19 protein-coding genes and 1 pseudogene are annotated in these 19,666 nt (G+C 69.6%); 4 read left to right on the top strand and 16 right to left on the bottom strand.

Features of this window, described 5'->3' with window-relative positions:
- Positions 1–51 precede the first annotated feature (51 nt).
- The gene (locus ACWEF6_RS17235) at positions 52–969 is read left to right on the top strand and encodes a DUF1996 domain-containing protein (protein WP_449683832.1); all 918 of its coding nucleotides are present in this window, start codon (positions 52–54) and stop codon (positions 967–969) included.
- A gap of 52 nt (positions 970–1,021) precedes the next feature.
- Here ACWEF6_RS17235 and ACWEF6_RS17230 read toward each other — a convergent pair whose 3' ends face one another.
- The 6 genes from ACWEF6_RS17230 to ACWEF6_RS17205 all read right to left on the bottom strand — a co-directional run bounded on the left by ACWEF6_RS17230 (position 1,022) and on the right by ACWEF6_RS17205 (position 6,240).
- Entirely contained in the window at positions 1,022–1,561 is a 540-nt protein-coding gene (locus ACWEF6_RS17230) for a DUF305 domain-containing protein (RefSeq protein ID WP_449683831.1), read from the bottom strand.
- 53 nt (positions 1,562–1,614) lie between these two features.
- Positions 1,615–1,992 carry a family 1 glycosylhydrolase gene (locus ACWEF6_RS17225; RefSeq protein WP_449683830.1) on the bottom strand — a complete coding sequence of 126 codons (378 nt, stop codon included), beginning with the start codon at positions 1,990–1,992 and terminating at the stop codon, positions 1,615–1,617.
- A complete protein-coding gene (locus tag ACWEF6_RS17220) occupies positions 1,880–2,305 on the bottom strand; it encodes a family 1 glycosylhydrolase (RefSeq protein ID WP_449683848.1) in 426 nt (141 codons plus the stop codon). Before ACWEF6_RS17220 ends, ACWEF6_RS17225 begins: the two co-directional genes overlap by 113 nt.
- 63 nt (positions 2,306–2,368) lie before the next feature.
- A complete protein-coding gene (locus ACWEF6_RS17215) occupies positions 2,369–3,271 on the bottom strand; it encodes an exo-alpha-sialidase (protein WP_449683829.1) in 903 nt (300 codons plus the stop codon).
- Positions 3,272–3,732: 461 nt separating this feature from the next.
- Positions 3,733–5,280 (bottom strand): KR domain-containing protein, encoded by a 1,548-nt coding sequence (locus ACWEF6_RS17210; RefSeq protein WP_449683828.1) that lies wholly within the window; start codon positions 5,278–5,280, stop codon positions 3,733–3,735.
- A gap of 81 nt (positions 5,281–5,361) precedes the next feature.
- Positions 5,362–6,240, bottom strand: coding sequence for an alpha/beta fold hydrolase (locus tag ACWEF6_RS17205; RefSeq protein WP_449683827.1), 879 nt, complete (start codon positions 6,238–6,240; stop codon positions 5,362–5,364).
- Positions 6,241–6,352: 112 nt separating this feature from the next.
- Here ACWEF6_RS17205 and ACWEF6_RS17200 point away from each other — a divergent pair, with 112 nt between their 5' ends.
- Positions 6,353–8,320: a BTAD domain-containing putative transcriptional regulator gene (locus ACWEF6_RS17200; protein WP_449683826.1), complete on the top strand. Its 1,968-nt coding sequence runs from the start codon at positions 6,353–6,355 to the stop codon at positions 8,318–8,320.
- Here ACWEF6_RS17200 and ACWEF6_RS17195 read toward each other — a convergent pair.
- Complete coding sequence (locus ACWEF6_RS17195) at positions 8,275–9,339, bottom strand: FAD-binding protein (protein ID WP_449683825.1); 1,065 nt, start codon at positions 9,337–9,339, stop codon at positions 8,275–8,277. The genes ACWEF6_RS17200 and ACWEF6_RS17195 overlap by 46 nt on opposite strands.
- A gap of 659 nt (positions 9,340–9,998) precedes the next feature.
- Here ACWEF6_RS17195 and ACWEF6_RS17190 point away from each other — a divergent pair.
- Positions 9,999–11,597 (top strand): glycoside hydrolase family 27 protein, encoded by a 1,599-nt coding sequence (locus ACWEF6_RS17190; RefSeq protein ID WP_449683824.1) that lies wholly within the window; start codon positions 9,999–10,001, stop codon positions 11,595–11,597.
- A gap of 205 nt (positions 11,598–11,802) precedes the next feature.
- Here ACWEF6_RS17190 and ACWEF6_RS17185 read toward each other — a convergent pair whose 3' ends face one another.
- The 3 genes from ACWEF6_RS17185 to ACWEF6_RS17175 all read right to left on the bottom strand — a co-directional run bounded on the left by ACWEF6_RS17185 (position 11,803) and on the right by ACWEF6_RS17175 (position 13,236).
- Positions 11,803–12,126: a hypothetical protein gene (locus ACWEF6_RS17185; RefSeq protein ID WP_449683823.1), complete on the bottom strand. Its 324-nt coding sequence runs from the start codon at positions 12,124–12,126 to the stop codon at positions 11,803–11,805.
- 147 nt (positions 12,127–12,273) lie between these two features.
- Positions 12,274–12,558: a group II intron maturase-specific domain-containing protein gene (locus ACWEF6_RS17180; RefSeq protein WP_449683847.1), complete on the bottom strand. Its 285-nt coding sequence runs from the start codon at positions 12,556–12,558 to the stop codon at positions 12,274–12,276.
- Between the two features lie 3 nt (positions 12,559–12,561).
- A complete protein-coding gene (locus ACWEF6_RS17175) occupies positions 12,562–13,236 on the bottom strand; it encodes a reverse transcriptase domain-containing protein (RefSeq protein WP_449683822.1) in 675 nt (224 codons plus the stop codon).
- A gap of 424 nt (positions 13,237–13,660) precedes the next feature.
- Here ACWEF6_RS17175 and ACWEF6_RS17170 point away from each other — a divergent pair, with 424 nt between their 5' ends.
- Positions 13,661–14,686: a recombinase family protein gene (locus tag ACWEF6_RS17170; RefSeq protein ID WP_449683846.1), complete on the top strand. Its 1,026-nt coding sequence runs from the start codon at positions 13,661–13,663 to the stop codon at positions 14,684–14,686.
- Between the two features lie 246 nt (positions 14,687–14,932).
- Here ACWEF6_RS17170 and ACWEF6_RS17165 read toward each other — a convergent pair.
- From ACWEF6_RS17165 to ACWEF6_RS17140, 6 genes and pseudogenes are all read right to left on the bottom strand, one after another.
- Positions 14,933–15,168, bottom strand: a pseudogene (locus ACWEF6_RS17165) (transposase); the annotation flags it as partial.
- Positions 15,169–15,346: 178 nt separating this feature from the next.
- The gene (locus ACWEF6_RS17160) at positions 15,347–15,568 is read right to left on the bottom strand and encodes a hypothetical protein (protein ID WP_449683821.1); all 222 of its coding nucleotides are present in this window, start codon (positions 15,566–15,568) and stop codon (positions 15,347–15,349) included.
- A 57-nt stretch (positions 15,569–15,625) separates the two neighbouring features.
- Positions 15,626–17,050 carry a gamma-aminobutyraldehyde dehydrogenase gene (locus ACWEF6_RS17155; protein WP_449683820.1) on the bottom strand — a complete coding sequence of 475 codons (1,425 nt, stop codon included), beginning with the start codon at positions 17,048–17,050 and terminating at the stop codon, positions 15,626–15,628.
- Positions 17,032–17,421 carry a cupin domain-containing protein gene (locus tag ACWEF6_RS17150; protein WP_449683819.1) on the bottom strand — a complete coding sequence of 130 codons (390 nt, stop codon included), beginning with the start codon at positions 17,419–17,421 and terminating at the stop codon, positions 17,032–17,034. Before ACWEF6_RS17150 ends, ACWEF6_RS17155 begins: the two co-directional genes overlap by 19 nt.
- A 124-nt stretch (positions 17,422–17,545) precedes the next feature.
- Entirely contained in the window at positions 17,546–18,931 is a 1,386-nt protein-coding gene (locus ACWEF6_RS17145; protein ID WP_449683818.1) for an NAD(P)/FAD-dependent oxidoreductase, read from the bottom strand.
- A gap of 20 nt (positions 18,932–18,951) precedes the next feature.
- Positions 18,952–19,662 (bottom strand): MoaF C-terminal domain-containing protein, encoded by a 711-nt coding sequence (locus tag ACWEF6_RS17140; protein WP_449683817.1) that lies wholly within the window; start codon positions 19,660–19,662, stop codon positions 18,952–18,954.
- Positions 19,663–19,666: the final 4 nt, after the last annotated feature.

Here is a 19,666-nt window from a genome sequence, read left to right as displayed (position 1 = left end):
GCCGTTCTCACCGCTGCCCTCGCTCTTGCGCTGGCCGGAAGCACCGCCTTCGTGGCCGGCGCAAGCGAAACGGGCTCCGCCGCCGCCGGCGCTTCGAGCAGCTCCGTCGCGGCGGATGCCGGCTGGGTGGACGTCGACCAGGCCCGGTACCAGCGCGAGCTGACCGACTACCAGCGCATCGTGCCGCCACCGGTGCCGGCCGGGACGACGAGGGTCCCCGAGTTCCACACCGACTGCACGATCGCGAACGAAGCCAAGGACGACGCGATCGTCTTCCCTCGCCTGCCCGGTGCCTCCCACATGCACACGTTCTTCGGGCCGCGGAACGACGCGTTCATGACAACGGAAACCCTTCTGACGGCCGGATCGACGACGTGTAACTCTCCCGGCGACAATGCCGCTTACTGGGTACCGCAGCTGCAGCGGAACGGGGTGGCCGTTCCGTTCAAGAGCATGCGCGTCTACTACGGTTCCCGGCTCCCCGACCCGTCGGCCGTCCGGCCGTTCCCGCCCGGGCTGGTGATGGTGCAGGGTGACGCCAAGCTGCAGGTGCCCACCCAGAAGGGCCAGGGAAACCAGTTCTGGTGCGCGGGCAGCGCCGAGGTCGGACGGAGCGCCGACGGGAACTGGCCTGTTTGTGCTCCTGGCGGGAACCTGATCTACCAGCTCACGTTCAAGGACTGCTGGGACGGCAAGCACATCGACTCGCCCGACCACAAGTCGCACATGGGTGACCCGGTCGCCGGCAAGTGCCAGGGGAACTACCCGGTGGCGGTGCCGAACCTGTCGTACATGGTCAACTACGACATCCTGGGCGGCGACGGCCTCGCGCTGTCCTCGGGAATGGCGTCGTCGATGCACGGTGACTTCATGAACGGCTGGGACCACGTCAAACTGGCGGCACTGGTCAAGACCTGCCTGAACCAGAACGCCAAGTGCGGGACCACGCCGAGCTTCACCGGCGGCTGAAAGCGACGATAAGCGGCTGCCGTGCCGTCCCGATCGGTCGGCACGGCGGCCGCTATTCAACCAGCGCGGAGAGCTGGCCCTGTTCCTGCAGGACTCGCGAAGCCAGGCTCACGGTCTGCGGCTCCTTGCCGGACGACTTCTCGCCGAGCGCCAAACGTTTCTTCTGATCCAGGTGATCACGCAGGCACTTCTTGAAGTAGTTGTCGAAGCCGGTATCGCGCAAGGCACCGGCCTGCGTGACCTGGTTGGACGAAACCATCCCCGGCATCTCCATCCCCTTGTGGGGATTCTCCGCCGGGAGGCCGGCCTGATCGTGAAGCCGCCGTAGTTCCAGCAGCTCCGACTTCGTCGAGGCGTCGGCTTTTTTGCCGAGGTCGCGGACAGCCGCGGTTCCGGTGCGGCTGTCTACAAGGGCAAGCAGCGGAACGAGCTGCTCGTCCATGGCTATGGTGATCTCGATCCAAGCGCGGTCCGTAGTGGTGTACGACGCCGCGATAGGGACGGATGGATTTTCGGACTGACCGTGGAGTCCGGCGGCGCAGCCGCCGGCGAATACCATGCCCACAATGGCCAATCCGAGAAAAATGCGCATGGATCGATTACATGCCATTCGCTCCGACGATGTCAACTAACGGGGAGCAGTACTCAGGAGCGATTTCGGTGCTCAGCGATCAGGTCGGCGTAGAAGTGGCCGCTGGCTTTGACGGTCCGGAGCTGCGTGCCGTAGTCGACCCGGACGAGGCCGAACCGTTTGTCGAGGCCGTTGTCCCACTCGAAGTTGTCCAGCAGGGACCAGGCGAAGTAGCCCTTGACCGGGGCGCCCGCCTCGGCGGCCGACGCGGCCGCCGTGAGGTGTTCCTCGAAGTAGGCGATGCGGTCGTCGTCCTGGACGGAGCCGTCCTCGGCGACCTTATCGTCGAACGCGGCACCGTTTTCGGTGATGTAGATGGCTTCCGCGCCGTAGTCGTCGTGCAGCCGGTGGATCAGGTCGGCCAGCCCCGGACCGTGGATTTCCCAGCCCATGGCGGCGGTACCCGGTGGGATCGTCCTCGACGATCTGGCGGAAGTAGTAGTTCAGTCCGTGGTAGTCCGTGGGCGCCGCGATGACGTCGAGGTCGTTGCCGAGCACGGGCGGTTCGACCCCGTAGACCTCGAGCATGTCGGCCGGATAACCGCGCCCGTTGGCCGGGTCGAGCCACCACCGGTTGACGTGCCCGTCCATCCGCTTCGCCGCGGCGACGTCCTCGTCGCGGTCCGAGGCGGGTTCGATCCCCGACAGGTTGCAGACGAGACCGATGTTCGCAGGGCGAGCGGCGTGCGCCCGGATCGCTTCCACACCGAGCCCGTGAGCCAGCAGCAGGTGGTGCGAGGCAGGCACGGCTTGCTCCAGGCGGTGGCGCTATTGCCGTCGGGGGTCCGGGTTCTCGCAGTCGTCCACCGAGATGATGCCCGCCTCGATCGGCGCGGATTTTCCGTACTGGGCTCCCGTGATGACGAAGACCAGGCCACGGGTCCGAGGGCTCTGGAGACCGTCGAGGGGAAGGGTGAACCGGCTATACCCGGCCGGCATGGGCGAGGACAGGCGCGTCCAATTCCCGGGGTTGCCGAGGTGGCGGTTGATGAAGAAGTCCTGATTGTCGTTGTCCGTGACGATGATCGTTCCGTCCGGCCCACCCGAGTCCATCCACGACACCACGGGCGCTCCGTTCGGCGCAACGCCGTTCTGGTCGAGGAGCGGGGTGTCCTGGGAGAACCGGAACGACTCCGGGTCCTTCGCGATCCGGTAGTGCACGTGGTAGGTGTAGTGGCCTTGATCGGGGTTGTCCGGGTCGTCGGGCGCCCCGAATTCGTAGGTCATGATCCACCGGCCCCGGTTCAGCCTGGCCACGGTGGTCATGCCCGGTCGTTCGGGGTACGTCGTCCCGGTCGCATCGTCGACCACGGGACCCCACGTGCGCAGGTCCGTGCTGGTCTGGTGGGCGAGCTTCTGACCGAACTCCGGGTCCCGCTGGTCGGAGTAGTAGCAGATCAGCCGGTTGTCGTGCAGCAGCAGGAAAGGCTCCCACACCGGCGTCGCGCCGTTCGTCGTGTCGGGCGGTCCGCCCCGGGCCACCGTGCTCAGGAACCGCCAGGTGCGGCCGCCGTCCGTGCTGGCGTGAAGCTGGATGTTGGTGCTGGTGAAGCTGTCCAGCCAGTTGCAGGCGAAGAGCAACGCGCCCTTGGGCAAGCCCGCGAACGCCCGGGGCAGTTCGTACAGGAACGGATGAAGGGAAAGTCCGGTGGCCTCATCGCCGTTGGGCACACTGCCCTGCTTCTCCCAGGTACGGCCACCGTCGTCGCTCCGGTAGAGCGGGAAACCCGGACCGCCTCCCCCTTGAAACGTCGCGAGCAGCGTCCGCGACATCCCGGCAGGCCGCCCGGCGATAAGCCGCACGGCCCGGGCGTAGGACGCCCGTCCTCCCGGGTCCGCCACGACAACGGGCCCGAACGGAGTCTCTCCACGCACCTTGCCCGTCTCCGCGAACGCCGGCCCGGCCAGTCCCAACGTCGCCCCGGCGGCAACGCCCGCGCCTGCGCCGAGGAACATCCGACGGGAGAACCGCGAACGGCCGGCGGTCGGATCATCGGCGTGTGATGTGTGGCGATCCTGCACGATTGCCTCCAACGCCTCGCCGGACCACTTCGTCCAGATAATGAACTAAACCTGCCGTCCTGACCACTGTCAAGGACAGGAAACCGTTTCCACGGCGCGAATGGCCGAATTCACGACATGTAATTTTCTTGACGGGAACGAGCCGGGTTTCGTTCCTGCGCGGTACGCCGCAGATCCAGGAGATGCCGCGCCGGCTCGGTGACGGTGGGCCGGTCGAAGACGACGGTGGCGGGCAGGTCGATGCCCGACAACCCGGCGAGGCGGGTGCGCAGCTCGATCACGGTCAAGGAATCGAACCCGAGCTCCGGGAACGGGCGGTCGTCGTCGATCACGGCGGCGTTCGGGTGCCCCAGGACCCCCGCGACCTCCGCGCGCAGCAGCTCACGCAGCTCCGGCTCAGCCGGGTTCTCCGGCCAGCTCGCCCACGGCGCGGGCAAGCGTGCGGGCGAACGGCCGGTCGGCGGCGCCATCGACACCGTCGGGTCGAATCGGACGGGCACCAGCACCGGTTCGACCGAGCCGAGCGCGGCGTCGAACAGCGCCGGGCCCTGCTCGGCCGACAGCCCTTCCACGCCGGACGCGCGCATCCGCCGCCGGGCGGTGGCCGAGATCCGGTCGCCCAGACCGGTGCCCAGCTCCCACAGCCCCCACGCCAGCGACAGCCCGGGCAGCCCCGCCGCGCGGCGGCGGTACGCGACCGCGTCCAGCACCCGGTTCGCGGCCGCGTAGTTGGCCTGCCCGGCCTTGCCGAACACGCCGGTGACCGAGGAGAACAGGACGAAGGCCGTCGACGGCAGGTGCCGGGTCACCTCGTCGAGGACCAGCGCCGCGTCCGCCTTGGGGCGCAGCACGACGTCAAGGCGTTCCGGCGTCTGGGCCGACAGCACCCCGTCGTCGACCACGGCCGCGCTGTGCACGACCGCCGTCAACGGCGGCTCGCAGCTGCCGACCAGCCGCGTCACAGTCGCCCGGTCCGCGACGTCGGCCGCGACTATCCGCACGTCCGCGCCGAGGTCCCGTAGCGACGCGAGCAGTTCGCCGGCTCCGGGCGCCGCCGGCCCGCTGCGGCTCACCAGCAGGAGGCGCCGGGCGTCGTGCGCGGTGACGAGGTGCCGGGGCACCAGGGCGCCGAGCGCGCCCGTGCCACCGGTGATCAGCACCGTCCCGGACGGGTCGATCGGCCGCGCCGGTGCCGGGGCGGCCCGGGTGATCCGCAGGACGTGCGGCACGCCGTCGCGGACGGCGATCTGCGGCTCCGTACTGGTCCGGACCGGTTCCGTGGCCGCCGACGGCGGGACCGGAATCCATTGTGGACGGTAGAGCATCGTGTCGGGCGCCGCCATCGGCCGGGTCGTCAGCGATTCGACCACGGCCACCGGGCTCCCGGCTTCGTCGTACAGCGTGACGCGGACGGAGCCGGAGCCGAGGCGGACGCCGCGGCGCAGGACGAGCTGACCCTCGCCATCGCCGCGCGCACCGGCACCGACGCCGTCGACGACCTGGACCCGCAGGTGGTCGCGGCGGTGGTCGGCACTGTCGAAACGTCGGCCGCCGGTGATCACGGCCGCGAGCTTCCAGCCCAGGTTGATCGCGTCCTGCATCGTGGCATGGGCTTCGTCGGAGACCCACCCCGACCAGGACGAACTCCGAGACGCCACCCGGCAATGGTTCGGCGTCCCGCTCAACGCCTAGGAGGATGGCCCGGGTCTGGGCGCAGCGACCCGCTGATCAAGACGAGCTCAGCGGGTCAGGAGGTCTCGGATCGCGCCCGCGATCTCGTCCGGCGCTTCCTCGGCCATAAAGTGCCCGGCGTTCGTCAGCCGGTGGTCCAGATCCGGCGCCCACGCCTTCCACACGGCGGCGGCGTCGTAGCCCAGTTGCGCGCCCCAGTCCTGCTGGACGACCGTCACCGGCATGGCCAGCTGTGACCCGGCATCCAGGTCGGCCTGATCGTGCCGGAGGTCGATGCCGGCCGAGGCGCGGTAGTCCGCGACGATCGACGGCACCGCCGCCGCGCTCGCCCGGAGGTACTCCGCCCGCACGTCGTCCGGGATCGCGGCCGGGTCGTTGGCCCACGCGTCGAGGAACGAGCCGAAGAAGGCGTCCGCACTGGCCGCGATCATCGTCTCCGGCAAGCCCGGCGGCTGCGCCATCAGGAACAAGTGGTAACCCACCGCCGCCGAGACGCCGTGCAGCACGTTCCACATGTCCAGCGTCGGAACGACGTCGAGGATGCCGAGGTGCGAGACGGTCTCGGGGTGGTCCAAGCCTGCCCGGAAGGCGACCAGGGCGCCCCGGTCGTGCCCGACGAGGGCGAAGCGCTCGTGGCCAAGTGCGGCCGCCAGAGCCACCACGTCGGCGGCCATGGTGCGCTTGGCGTACACCTCCTCGCCGGTGGCCACCGGCTTGGCGCTGGCGCCGTAACCCCGCAGGTCGGGGCAGATCACCGTGTGCTCACCGGCGAGCCGCTCGGCGACGTGCCGCCACATCAGGTGCGTCTCGGGGAAGCCGTGCAACAGGACCACCGGGCTGCCGCTGCCGCCGACCGCGGCCGCCAGCTCGACACCGTCGGTACCGGGCAGGCGGACGTGGTCGAAACCGGGAATGGAGAGTGTCATCGAAGGTCGTCTTTCGGATCGGGAACCTGACCCGGCCGAGCCTGGGCGACGGCGATCAGCAACCGATCAGTGCGCCCGGGCGCCTCCGGCCTCCGGCCCCGATGATGGGGGCATGCGAATCGACGTGCTCGGTGCCGTGCGGGCCTCGGACGACGACGGGCGCCCGGTCAACCTCGGCGGTCCCCGCCACCGCGAGGTGCTCGCCCGCCTCGTCGCCGCCGAAGGACGGCTGGTCACCACCGACACGCTCGTCGACGACCTCTGGACCGAGCCACCGGCACGCGCGGTCGGCGCGCTGCGGACGTTCGTCGCCGCCCTGCGCCGCGCCCTGGAACCCGACCGGTCACCGCGTACCCCGCCGCGGGTGATCGTCACCGAAGGCCCCGGATACGCGCTGCGCCTGCCCCGCGAAAACGTGGACGTCCACCGGTTCGAGGACGCGCTCACCCGGACCCGCCACTCCCCCGGCGCGGTGACCGAACTCAGCGCGGCGCTCGCGGCCTGGCGCGGCCCCGCCTACGCGGACGTGCCGGATTCGCCGTGGGCGCAACGCGAACGCAGCCGGCTGGAGGAACTGCGGCTGGCGGCGCTGGAACTACGCGCCCGCATCCTCCTCGACGCCGGAGAAGGCGCCGACCTCGTCGCCGAACTCGGCGCGCACGTCACCGAACATCCGTGGCGCGAACCGGCCTGGGGACTGCTGGCCCGCGCGCTGCACCACGCGGGCCGCCAGGCCGACGCGCTGTCGACCCTTCGCCGCGCCCGCGCGATGCTCGCGGGCCAGCTCGGCCTCGATCCCGGACCTGACCTGCAACGTCTGGAGGCAGACATCCTGACCGGGCCCGCTCCAGGCCCGCCGAACGCGTGGACCGGCCCGGGTGTCCGGCTCGGCCCACGCACCACCGTGGACCTCGCCCGCACGCTCGCGCTGGCCGGCGGCGACGCGCTCATCCACTCGCGGCGCGACCGCCTCGCCGCGATCCACGCCGCCGAACGCACCGGGGACCTGCACCTGACCGCCCGGATCATCGGCGCCTACGACGTTCCCGCCATCTGGAGCCGCGCCGACGACCCCGAACAGTCCCGGGCGGTCGTCACCGCCGCCGAACGCACGCTCACCCGGCTCGGACCCGACGCGCCCGCCGACCTCCGGGCGCGTCTGCTGGCCACGATCGCTGTCGAAAGCCGCACCGCCGACCTGGCCGCAGGCGTGCTGAGCCGCGCCCGGCAGGCCGCGCACCAAGCCGAGGCGCTGGCCCGGGAGCTGGGCGATCCGGCGTTGCTGGCGTTCGCGCTCAACGGCGTGTTCCTGCAGTCCTTCGCCCGCCCCGGCCTCGCGGCGGTACGCGACGGGATCGGTGCCGAGATCCTCGACGTGGCGACCAGGAACGGCCTGCCGAACTTCGCTGTCCTCGGCCGGCTCGTCCGCCTGCAATCCGCTTCGGCCCTCGGTGATCTGGACACCGCGGCCGCGCACGCGACGGCGGCCGATCATCTCGCCGCCACCACCGAGGCTCCTCTCGTCGGCGTCCTCACCGCCTGGTTCCGGGCCCGGGTCACGGCGACCCGCAGCACCGAGCCCGCCGGACCGGCCGCGGCTGCGGCCGCGGCTCAGTACCGTGCCGCGGAGGAGGCCCTTCGCACCGCCGGGATGCCCGGCCTGCACCGTGGCCTGTTCCCGCTCGCCCTACTGGGACTGCGTCTGCTGCACGACCGTCCCACGCCCACCGACCGGCACCTGGACTGGGGGCCGTATCTGCCCTGGGCATGGCCCCACGTGCTGCTGGGCCAAGGCCGTGCCGAGGAGGCCCGCACCGCCCTGGCCGCGGCGCCGGAGCCACCTCCCGACCACATGCAGGAAGCGATGTGGTGCCTGACCGCCCACGCCGCAGTCCGCCTCGACGAACCCGAAGCCGCGGCGCGGGCCGCGGCGGCCCTGCGGGACGCTCAGGCGGAAGACGCCGGCGCCGGCAGTGGAATGCTGACCCTGGGCCCGGTGGCCCGGTACCTGGCGGACGCGGAGTCCCTCGCTGCTCAGCGCACCGACTGGGGGAACCGCAGCACGAGGTCCGGGTCGTAGCGGCGCGCCACGGCACGCAGCCGGCGCAGGTTGTGCCGGTAGGACGTCTGGGCCCAGTCTTGCTGCAGAGGGTCCAGGTAGTTGATGTACGTGCCGGTGCCGACCAGGCGCGCCAACGCCTTCTGCGCCTGGTCCACCTCACGGGTGACCTGGTCGGGCGGCAGGGTGCCGACGGAGCCGAAGACTTCGATGGACGTCGGTGCGCCGCGGTGCGGATAGGCCGTGTCCGTCGGCGTCTGCCGGTCGATCGCTCCACCGAGCGCGCCCAGGATCAACAGCGCGCTGTCCATGCCGCGCACCGTGTCCGCCACCGTCTGCGGGTCGTGCCACCTGTCCACGATCCGTGACGAAGCGCGGAATGCGTTGCGGGCCGGCTGACCACCGGTCATGATCGCCGTCGCGGTCGGGTAGTCGACCTCGGCGTGTTCGATCGGTGCGTCCACGCCGGTCGCGTCGAGCAGGCGGGCGAGTTCCGCGAGCACCACGCCCTCGCGTCCGACGCCGCAGCCGAGCACGTCCACCGCGCCGTTCGGTGTGGCCACGCAGAAGGTCGACACCTCATCGGGCAGCGCCACGCTCCACGGCTGCCATCCGCCGAGGACGTCTGCCGCCGACCCGGCCGGGAACCGGACGCGGAACACGGTCAGCACCTCGGGCATCGGCGCGGTGGCGAACTCGAACGAGGTGACCACTCCGAAGTTGCCGCCGCCACCGCCGCGCAACGCCCAGAACAGTTCGGACTCGCGGTCTTCCGACGCGGTGACCACCCGGCTGGCCACCGTGACCATCCTGGCGGCACGCAGCCTGTCGCAGACGAGGCCGTACGTGCGCTGCGTCCAGCCGAGTCCGCCGCCGAGAGTGAACCCGGCGATGCCGACGGACTGGCAGTTGCCCAGCGGCAGGCACCGACCGGCGGCGGTGAGCGCCGAGTAGACCTGGCCAAGGCGCGCACCCGCACCGACCACGGCAGTGCCGTCGGACCGCACCTCGACCGCGGACATCCGCGAAAGGTCGACCACCAAGCCGTTGTGCGGTGTGGACTAGGCGGCGTAGCTGTGCCCACCGCCACGCGCAGCCACGCGGACGCGAGACAGGCGTGCTTCCTCCAGGCAGCGCTGCACGTCATGTGGCCGCACGCACCGGGCGATCGCGGCAGGCCGATGGTGGTCGAACAGCGAGTTGAACGGCAGCCGTGCGGTGTCATAGCCGTCATCACCGGGCACCAGGAGTTCGCCGTCCAGGCGAGCGCGCAACCGCTCCCACCGCGATGGGAGCGCGTCCGCGATCCCCTCCCCGCCCACACCCATCGCACCTGAGGCCACCGCCGCGCCCGCCCACCGCAAGACGCCTCGCCGCGAAATCGCCACATCGTCTCCGTTCCTCGGTTCTGTGCGCCATTCCAACAAGGCGTTCAGTCAAGGCCAATCCGCGGTTCGGTGCTGTAACTTTCGTATCCGGCACCGGAACCCCGCTGTTCGCGGACGTCGGCGGAATGCGCTCTTGTGAGCGTGAACATCGAATGCCAGACTGGCTTCCGCCTGCGCCGCTGACGGAAGTCGCTGCGTCACAGCCCCGTCGGCGAACAACCGGAACGTCGTACGCACCGAGGAGTGAGATCAGGGTGACCGCAACACGACTTCCCCGCCCTCGCAGGGCGGCCACGCTGTTGGCGGCAGGCGTGCTGCTGTCCGCGATCACGACGGTGCTGCCTACGTCGTCGGCGGAGGCGTTGGAGAACGGTGTGGCGCGCACGCCGCCGATGGGGTGGAACTCCTGGAACACGTTCGGCTGCAACATCAACGAGACGTTGATCAGGCAGATGGCCGATACGATGGTCAACTCCGGCATGCGTGCCGCGGGCTACGAGTACGTCGTGGTGGACGACTGCTGGATGAACCCGAACCGGGACTCCGCGGGCAACCTCCAAGGCGACCCGAGCCGGTTCCCCAGCGGCATGAAGGCGCTCGGCGACTACATCCACGGCAAGGGCCTCAAGTTCGGGATCTACCAGGCGCCGTTGGCCGAGACGTGCGCCCAGTACTTCAACTCCTACGCCGGTTCGACCGGGGCGCTGGGCCACGAGGAGCAGGACGCACGCCAGTTCGCGGCCTGGGGCGTGGACTACCTCAAGTACGACTGGTGCTCGCCCAGCGGCACGATCGACGACCAGGTGCGCACCTTCGCCAAGATGCGCGACGCGCTGCGCGCCGCCGGCCGCCCGATCGTCTACAGCATCAACTCCAACAGCATCCACGACAAGACCGGACCCCGCCGCAATTGGGGCGACGTGGCGAACATGTGGCGCACCACCGAGGACATCACCAACAAGTGGGACACCGGGCAGACCAACGGCTACCCGATGGGCATCCAGAACATCGTCAACGTCACCGTGCCCCTGGCGTCCTACGCCAAGCCCGGCGGGTTCAACGACCCGGACATGATGGAAGTCGGGCGCGGCGGCATGAACGACACCGAGATGCGCAGCCACTTCGCTCTGTGGGCCGTCATGGCCTCGCCCCTCATCGCGGGCAACGACCTGCGCAACATGGACGCCGCCACGTCGACCATCCTGAAGAACGCGAACCTCATCGCCATCAACCAGGACAGCCTCGGCCTGCAGGCCAGGCAGATCTCCAACGACGGCACCCGGCGCGTCCTGGCCAAGCAGCTGGCCAACGGCAACGTCGCGGTCGCCCTGTTCAACCAGGGCGGCGGCACGACCACCGTCTCGACCACGGCGAGCGCGATCGGCCTGTCGGGCAGCTCGTTCACGCTGCGCGACGCCTGGACCAACGGCACGACCACCACGTCCGGCGCCATCTCGGCCGGCGTCCCGGCGCACGGCACCGCGGTGTACGTCGTCAGCGGTGGCGGGGGCCCCGCGCCCACGTCGTTCTCCTTGGTGAGCCAGAACTCCGGCCGCTGCCTGGACATCGCCGGCAGCACGCCGACCAACGGCGCCCTGGCACAGATCTGGGACTGCAACAGCCAGACCAACCAGCGCTTCACCACGACCGCGGCCGGCGAGCTGCGCGCCTACGACGGCGCGAAGTGCCTGGACGTCTCCAACCAGGCCACGGCCAACGGCACCGCCGTGACGGTGTGGGACTGCAACGGCCAGGGCAACCAGCAATTCCGCGTCAACTCCGACGGCAGCGTGACGGCGGTGGCGTCGGGCAGGTGCCTGGACGTCAACGGCGGCGCCACCGCCAACGGGACGAAGGTCATCATCTGGGACTGCCACGGCGGCACCAACCAGAGGTGGACCCGCAGCTGATCCCCCGGACCGGCTTCCGCGCCGCGGTCAGCGGCCGGGAACCGCCCGGGCACGGCCGATCAATCCGGGTGTCACGGTCGCGCATCAGTCGGGATAGGCGGTGATGCCGGCAAAGGGACGGTCGGACCCGCGTCCTGTCCATCGGTCGGGGCGAGCCGGCGCCGATATTCGACAGAGGAGGAGCCGGCTTCCTCGACCACGGGTATCAAAGACGACGCTCGAGCAGCATCATCGGAATGAGCCGGTCCGTCCGTGCCTCGTAGTCGTCGAACTCAGGACTCACCTGTTTCTGCTTCTCCCGAGACTTCTCGACGTTCCTCGCCGGCGCCAGCACCAGGGCGGCCGAGCCCGAGACCGAGAGTGCTGTGCCGCGCCGGAGGCCGCCCGGCACGAGCTTGGCCAGCGCCGGCGCCACCGGCAGGGACCCGGCGGACGCCGACGCATCGAGGTTCGGCTCGCCGAGCTGGGCAGCCGTGCGGACGCCGGGGATCGCCGCGAGCCCGGCGACTGCTTCCGGCACCGCCACCATGCACCTCCAGCACCACGAACACGCACCGGAGACGCCCACGAGGGAAAGCCGCGAGCGAACCCGAACTCAGTCGGGTGGCCCGGGGGAATCTCACCCCCGGGCTCCCACGGATTCCCGGCGTGACAATCTCTCGTCACCGGGCTCTTGTCATCTTGATCGTTGAGCAGGCGGGACAGCCGCGACCCATGCCCAGTGCGCAAACATCCGGGGATGTCGTACGACGATCCCCCGCCAGCACCGGACCGCGGATTTCATGCCCCGCAAGCGTTTGTATTTCTTTCGGATCCACCGCACCAAGTAGGTGTTGATGCGGGTAAGGAGCCGATGCAGTGCGGAGCGGTAGTAAGCCCCGTAGTACTGCATACATCCCCGCACGACAGGATTGACCCACCGTGCGAGCTGAGCGAAAGTCAGGGTCGTGCGCGTGTGCAGCCGCTAGGACCGCACGTGCGAACTCAACCTTTTCAGGGCGGCCTTCCTGGCCGCGGGCAAGAATGCACTGAACCGCCTGCCTTGACGATCCTTGGCGCAGCGTTGACGGAAGGTGAACACCAGGAAGGTGAAGGCGGTGTGGTCATGAACACCACGCCGCTTACCGTCCTGACAGTACACGATCCTCGTCTTGCCGGGATGCAACCGCAACCCGACCTGTTCCATCCGGACGCCGATCGCCCGGGCTACGTGCTCGGCCTGAGCCTCACTCGTGCAGTGCACGACCGCGTCGTCGACGTAGCGCTCGAACGGGATGGCCGGGAACGTCCGCGCCATCCACGCATCGAACGCGTAGTGCAGGAACAGATTCGCCAGCACCGGGGAGACCGCCGACCCCTGCGGGGTGCCCCGTTCCCGGGACTGGACCTCCCCGTTCGAGGTCTGGACCGGCGCCTGCAGCCACCGCGTGACATACAGCACCACCCACCGCTGGTCGGTGTGCGACTCCACCGCCTTGACGACCAGGTCCCACGGGACGCTGTCGAAGAACTTCTCGATGTCCAGATCGATCACCCAGTCGCTCTGCGCCACCCGATCAGCCACGGTCGGCACGCCCAGCACCCGAGTACCGGCGCCGTGTGCCTTCGGAATCTCCACCGCCAGCACCGGCGGCAGCAAGTAGCTCCCCGAGGACATCCGGTTTCAGATCTTGTACAGGTTGCCCCGTAAATCTTTCTCGAAGTCCTCGATCGAGCAACCGTCCACTCCCGGCGCACCCTTGTTGGCGCTGACCCGTTCCCAGACTTCCTTCACTTCCCACTTCGAAATATCGAACGGCTTGCCCCACGATTCAGCTCGCCCAACGCGACTCCTCCCGGGAACCCGGACCTCGACCACCCGCCATCAAGACCGCGTCTCCTCACAGGGCTGGCAACGCGACATGGCCGATGAACTGGTCACGAGCCACGGCCAGGGTCGTCGCCGCCTACTTCGACGCCGGCACCTCACGCCGCGTCCCATGGCGACAGCGAACGCAGGCTGCCCAGCTCATGACCGAAATCTCCAGTCCGGAGTCCGTGATCGATACGATCGTGGTCGGTGAATACGAACGCGCCTTCACCGGCACCCAGTTCGCCACCCTCTACACCCTGGTGCAACCGCCACGGTATTCAGCTCTGGCTCCCCGAGACAGGCGGACCGGTCGATCTCGGCAACCGGGACCATCGAGCACTGCTGTCGCTGCTGGCCACCCAGTCCCAGCGCGAAGTGCTCCGCGCTCGCCACCGCGTCCTGGCGGCGATGCACAACCCAGGCCACCCAGCAAGGCCGCTACCTCGGCGGCCGACCACCCTACGGCTACCAGCTCGTCGACGCCGGCCCACACCCCAACGCCGCCGATGCCCGCTGGGGACGGCGGCTGCAACGGCTCGCTCCTGACCCGCGCGCCGCGCCGCACGTCACCTGGATGTTCCGCCAGCGTCTCGCCGGGCACAGCGTCGCCAGCATCGCCCGGCACCTCAACGAACGCGGCATCCCATGCCCGTCCAGCGCCGACCCGGACCGCAACCGACACCGCACCCGCGCCTGGACGCTGCGCACGGTCGCCGTGATCCTCGCAAACCCGCGCTACACCGGCCGCCAGACCTGGAACCGCCGCGCCACGGGCTCCGAGGCCCCAGCGTCAACACCGGCGCTGTCCGCGAAGGCTGCGCATCCGGCGCTCATCACGGAGCAGGACTTCGTCGCCGCGCAGCAGATCCGGGCCGCTCGCCCTGCTAGCGATGGTCGGCCTCGCCGGTTCGCGCTGGCCGGCTTGATCCACTGCGGTGTTTGCGACCGGCGGCTGGACTCGCACTGGAACCACGGGCGACCGACGTACCGCTGCCGTCACGGCCACACCGGCACTCAACGCGCGGACCAGCCTCAGCTGAAGACGCTCTACATCCGCGAGGACCACCTCGTCGACGAGATCCATATCCGGCTCGGCATTCAAGACGGTGACGTCCACGCCAGGTTGAAGTCTGCCCGGGCACTGAGCAGTCGCGTCGCGATAGCACTGCGCGATTCGGGACAGAACGTAGTCTGCGACAGCGACGGATGGCGACTGAAAGAGATCGACTCAAGCTGAACTACGATGACCCGGCTTTAAGATCGCGTTACGCGATCCGTGGGGTAATACTGTGTCCGAGACTTGAACCCCCATACGTGGGATATCTCCCGTGTTGGAGGAGATCATGAGATGATGGTAGCGCAGAGTCACGACTCTTGCACATGCCCCACCGGACGGGGGCCGTCTCACCGGTAGCGCCCTTATTCGCCGGGTGCCGCGGCGCCAGTTGGCTCGTTGGTCGCGGCGTTCGGGGATGTGGCGTCAGCGCAGGTAGGTGCGGATGGCGCGGCTGGAGTAGCCCTTGTCCGCCATGCCCTGACTCGGCCGCCTCGCCGGTCGCCTCGGGGCCGGGGCGGCGGAATTCGAATCCCGGCCATGACCGTGGCGAACTGGGTGGAGTCGTTGACGTTTCCTCCAGTCAGCGCTACCGACAGCGGCCGCCCCTGGCCGTCGGACGCCAGGTGGATCCTGGTAGTGAGTCCGCCGCGGGACCGGCTAAGGGGCACGATCACCTGGCTCACTCTGGGCGAGATTGTCATGATCCCCGTTCACCCCAAACGGCCAGCGCTGCCGCCGTGTCATCCAGACAGCCTTGACCGTAGATGTTGCGACCTCGCTGGCCGCGGGCGGCCAGCACTGCATGCAGGCGCTCGAACCGGTCGCGGACCGCACACGTGCTCAGCACCGACGGAGCACGGCCTTCCCCCTGCAACACCGAAACGCGTGCGCCGGCTTGGTCAGGATCGCGGGCCCGAGGTAGCGGGCGACGTTGTACAGCGACCGGCCTTCGCGGTAGCGGGCGAAGGTCGGCAGGCCGAGTTCGTCGAGCAGTGCCAGCAGCGCGGTCTGGCCGGGCGCCGCCCACTGCCCGCCCATTTCGAAGTCCGCATAGCGTGCCACCCGGTCAGCAACCTCCCGCTGCCCCGGTCACGCCGGCTCCCACATCATGCAGGCCGCTCACGCTCCGATCCAGGACATCACGTGCTTGATGCGGGTGTAGTCCTCGAGCCCGTACATCGACAGGTCCTTACCGTAGCCGGAGTGCTTGAACCCGCCGTGGGGCATCTCCGACAGGTACGGGAGGTGGGTGTTGATCCACACCGCGCCGAAGTCCAGTTCCTTGGACAGGCGCATGGCGCGGCCGTGGTCGCGGGTCCACACGCTGGCGGCGAGGCCGTAGCGGCAGTCGTTGGCCAGCTGCAGAGCATGGCTCTCGTCGGTGAAGCGCTGGACGGTGATCACAGGGCCGAACACTTCATCCTGCACCAAGGCGTCGTCCTGGCGGAGATCGGCCAGCACCGTGGGTGCGTAGAAGTAGCCTCGCTCGCCGACGGTATGCCCGCCGGTCACGAGCCGGGCGTGGGCGGGCCGCTCGTCGACCATCCGCGCGACGCGGGCGAGGTGGTCGGCGTTGTTCAACGGGCCGTAGGCGGCGGTGTCGTCGTCGGGACCGCCGGTCACCGTCGCCCGCGCCTGGGCGGCCAGCGCGTCCAGGAACGCGTCATGGATGTGCTCGCTCACCAGCACGCGGGTCGCCGCGGTGCAGTCCTGCCCGGCGTTGAAGAACCCCGCACCGGCGATTCCGGCGGCGGCCTTCTCGATGTCGACGTCGTCGAAGACGAGCACCGGGGCCTTGCCGCCCAGTTCCAGGTGGACCCGTTTGACGTCGGTGGCGGCCGATCCGGCCACTTCGATGCCGGCCCGCACGGATCCGGTGATCGCCACCATCTCGGGACGCGGATGCGCCACGAGCACGCGGCCGGTGTCCCGGTCGCCGCAGACGACGTTGAGGACGCCGGGCGGCAGGAACTCCTGGCACAGCTGCGCGAGCATGGTCGAGGTCGCCGGTGTGGTGTCGCTGGGCTTGAGGACGACCGTGTTGCCGGCCGCGAGCGCGGGCGCGATCTTCCAGACCATCATCGGCAGCGGGTAGTTCCACGGCGTCACCTGGCCGACGACGCCGATCGGTTCGCGCCGGACGAACGAGGTGTGGCCGGCCAAGTACTCGCCGGCGGACTTCCCTTCGAGCAGGCGCGCGGCGCCGGCGAAAAAGCGGAAGTGGTCGGTCGTCGGGGGCATTTCCTCCGACAACGTCACGTGCCGCGGTTTGCCGGTGTCGCGGCATTCGGCGTCGACGAACTCCTTCGTCCGCGCGTCCAGGGCGTCGGCGATGCGCAGCAGGGCCTGTGACCGCTCTTGCGGCGTGGTCCGGCCCCACTGCTCGAACGCGCGTCCGGCGGCCGCATAGGCCCGGTCGAGGTCGGCCCGGCCGGACAGCGCGGCCTGGGCGTAGACCTCACCGGTGGCCGGCTCGACGACGTCGTAGGTCCGGCCGTCGGCGGCGTCGACGACCCGGCCGTCGATCACGTTGCGGAACAGCATGGTTCATCCTCCGGTCGGATCAGGTAAAGCTTGCGGAGCCGTTCGGTGATCCGCCACGTCGTACGGTCCCCGGCACAGAGCCGGACCACCGTCCCCGGCCGCAGGCGCAGGACACTGCTGTCGGCGAACTCGACCGTCCCGGTGCCGGACAACACGAGGAACACCTCGTCGGCTTCGGTGTCGGCATCGATACCCGGCCCGGCTTCCCACAGCCCGATTTCGGTGTGCCCGAGTTTCGTGAGCCCGGCGGAAGCGGTCGCCAGCTCCGCGGACGCGCCGTCAGGTGCGAGTTCGACGGCACCCAGGTCGGCGCTGATCAGCCGGGCCGCCGCCAGCGCGGAGATCCCGCTTCTCAGTGGGGATTCCGTCATGCCGGCGGAAGTACGGTGAGCCGCTTGTCGGAGGACAGCCGGACCAGGACGGCGTCCGCGGGCACCGACTCCGCTGTGACCCGTTCGAACAGGACTGTCATCCAGATTCCTTTCGTTGCGAAGGTCAGCTGTCGAAGCCGAGGCCGAAGGTGTCCATCGCCCGCAACCACAGGTTCCGCTTGCCGGACTCGCGGTCGGCGCGGGCCATGGACCGCCGGGTCAGCTCGACCCCGAGCCAGCGCAGCGGTTCGGGCGGGAACGGCAGGGGTTTGGTGCGCACCATGGCCAGCTCGGTGCGCTCGGTGCGGACGCCGTCGAGGTGGTCGAGCATGATCTGGGCGGCGAACCGGGTGGCGGTGACGCCGAGGCCGGTGAAGCCCAGCGCGTAGGCGACCCGGCCACTGGACGCCGTGCCGTAGAACGCCGTGAACCGGCTGGAAGCGTCGATCACGCCGCCCCAGCTGTGGGTGAAGCGGAGGCCGTCGAGCTGGGGGAACGTGTGGAAGAAGTTCTCGGCCAGCACCCGGAACGTGGCCGGCCGCTGGTCCAGTTCGGCGTACTGCTTCGCGCCGTAGTGGTAGACGGCGTCGTAGCCGCCCCACAGGATCCGGTTGTCCGCGGTGAGCCGGTAGTAGTGAAATTGGTTGGCGCTGTCGGACATCCCGTACCGGTGTCGCCAGCCCACCGAATCCAGTTGCGCCGCGGTGAGCGGCTCGGTGACCAGGACGTAGTCGTAGACGGGGATGACGAACGGCCGGATCCGGCGTACCAGTGAAGGGAAGGCGTTGGTCGCCAGCGCCACCTTGCCGGCCACGACCCGGCCGTACCCGGTGGACACCACCATGCGGGACCCGCGCGTGCTCATGCCGGTCGCGACCGTGCGCTCGAAGAGGCGCACGCCGAGCCGGACACAAACCTCCCTCAGGCCCCAGGCCAGCCGGGCCGGGTTCACCAGCGCCGTACCGCGACGGTCCAGCACGCCCGCGAGGTAGGTCGGCGAGTTCACCTCGCTCCGCAGCTCATCGGTGCCCAGGAACTCGTACTTCGTCCCGACGCTGTTCGCGCGCCGGGTTCCCTCCCGCAGCTCGGCGACCTCGTGCGGGCGGGTCGCGACGGCGATCCCGCCGACGCGCTCCCAGTCGCATTCGACCCCGTACCGCCGCAGGGTGTCTTCGATGGCGTCGAGATTTTCCATGCCGAGCCGCTCCAGCTGGGCCAGCTCGTCGGGCCACCGCGAGAATCCGTTGCCGAAGCCGTGGGTCAGGCTCGCCTCGCAGAACCCGCCGTTGCGCCCCGACGCCGCCCAACCGACTTCCCGGCCTTCGAGCAGCACGACGTCGAGTTCGGGACGGCGTTCCTTGGCCAGCAGCGCCGTCCACAGCCCGCAGAACCCGCCCCCGACGACCACCAGGTCGCACGTCTCCTCCCCCGCCAGCGCCGGGAACGGCGCCGGCCGCGCCGGGTCGTCGAGCCAGAAGGGCACCGGTTCCGCGTCGACCAGCGAGCGCACAGGATCAGCGGTGGGAACACTCATAACGGCGAAAGCCCGTCGGGGTAGGTTGCAGCCGGAAGAAGGTGGAGGTCCGAACCGATGCCGCCGTTGTGGATCTTTCCGTCCTCGATCTCCAGGAACTTTCCGGTCGAGCGTGACCGGGTGAGGTCGAGGAGGATCACCGACGCGCACGGGATCATCCGTTCGCGGAAGGCGAAGACGTAGAGGTTCTCGGCGAAACGCCAGTAAGTGGCCTCGTCACAGTCCGCCTTGCCCGGCTCGTCGCCCCGGATGCACTGCCAGGCGCAGAGCCGCGAGTTGAGGTAGACGTGTTCGTAGACCAGTTCCGGGCTGTAGACGGTCACGAGACGCCGGCCCAGCAGGTCGCGGGTCTCCGCGGGTGACTGCTCGACGTCGACGCCCGCGAGCGTGCCGGCCGCGAAGGTCTGGGTGATCCGGGGCTTCCCGGGAACCGCGTGGTCGTTCACCGTAGTCAGCACCGACATCGCCCGCCCGGACGTCCGGTCGACGATCAGGGTCAACGCCTCGCGCTCGCTGTGGCTGCGCCGCCAGACGTCGATGAAGAAGATGTCCGGCGCGACCTCGACGGCGTCGTAGGGGTCGGCTCCGCTTCTGCCGTCGTGGTGGCTCCAGCCCGCGATTCCGTCCGCGAACCCCAGCGTGACGATCTCGCCATCGAGTTCGAGGGACATCGCCCAGCCTTCGAGAGCGGATGTCTGCGGCAACATCGGC

It is taken from the genome of Amycolatopsis sp. NPDC004772, from assembly GCF_053601215.1.
Note: the sequence above shows the minus strand (reverse complement) of the source record. Positions and strands in the feature narration are given on the sequence as shown.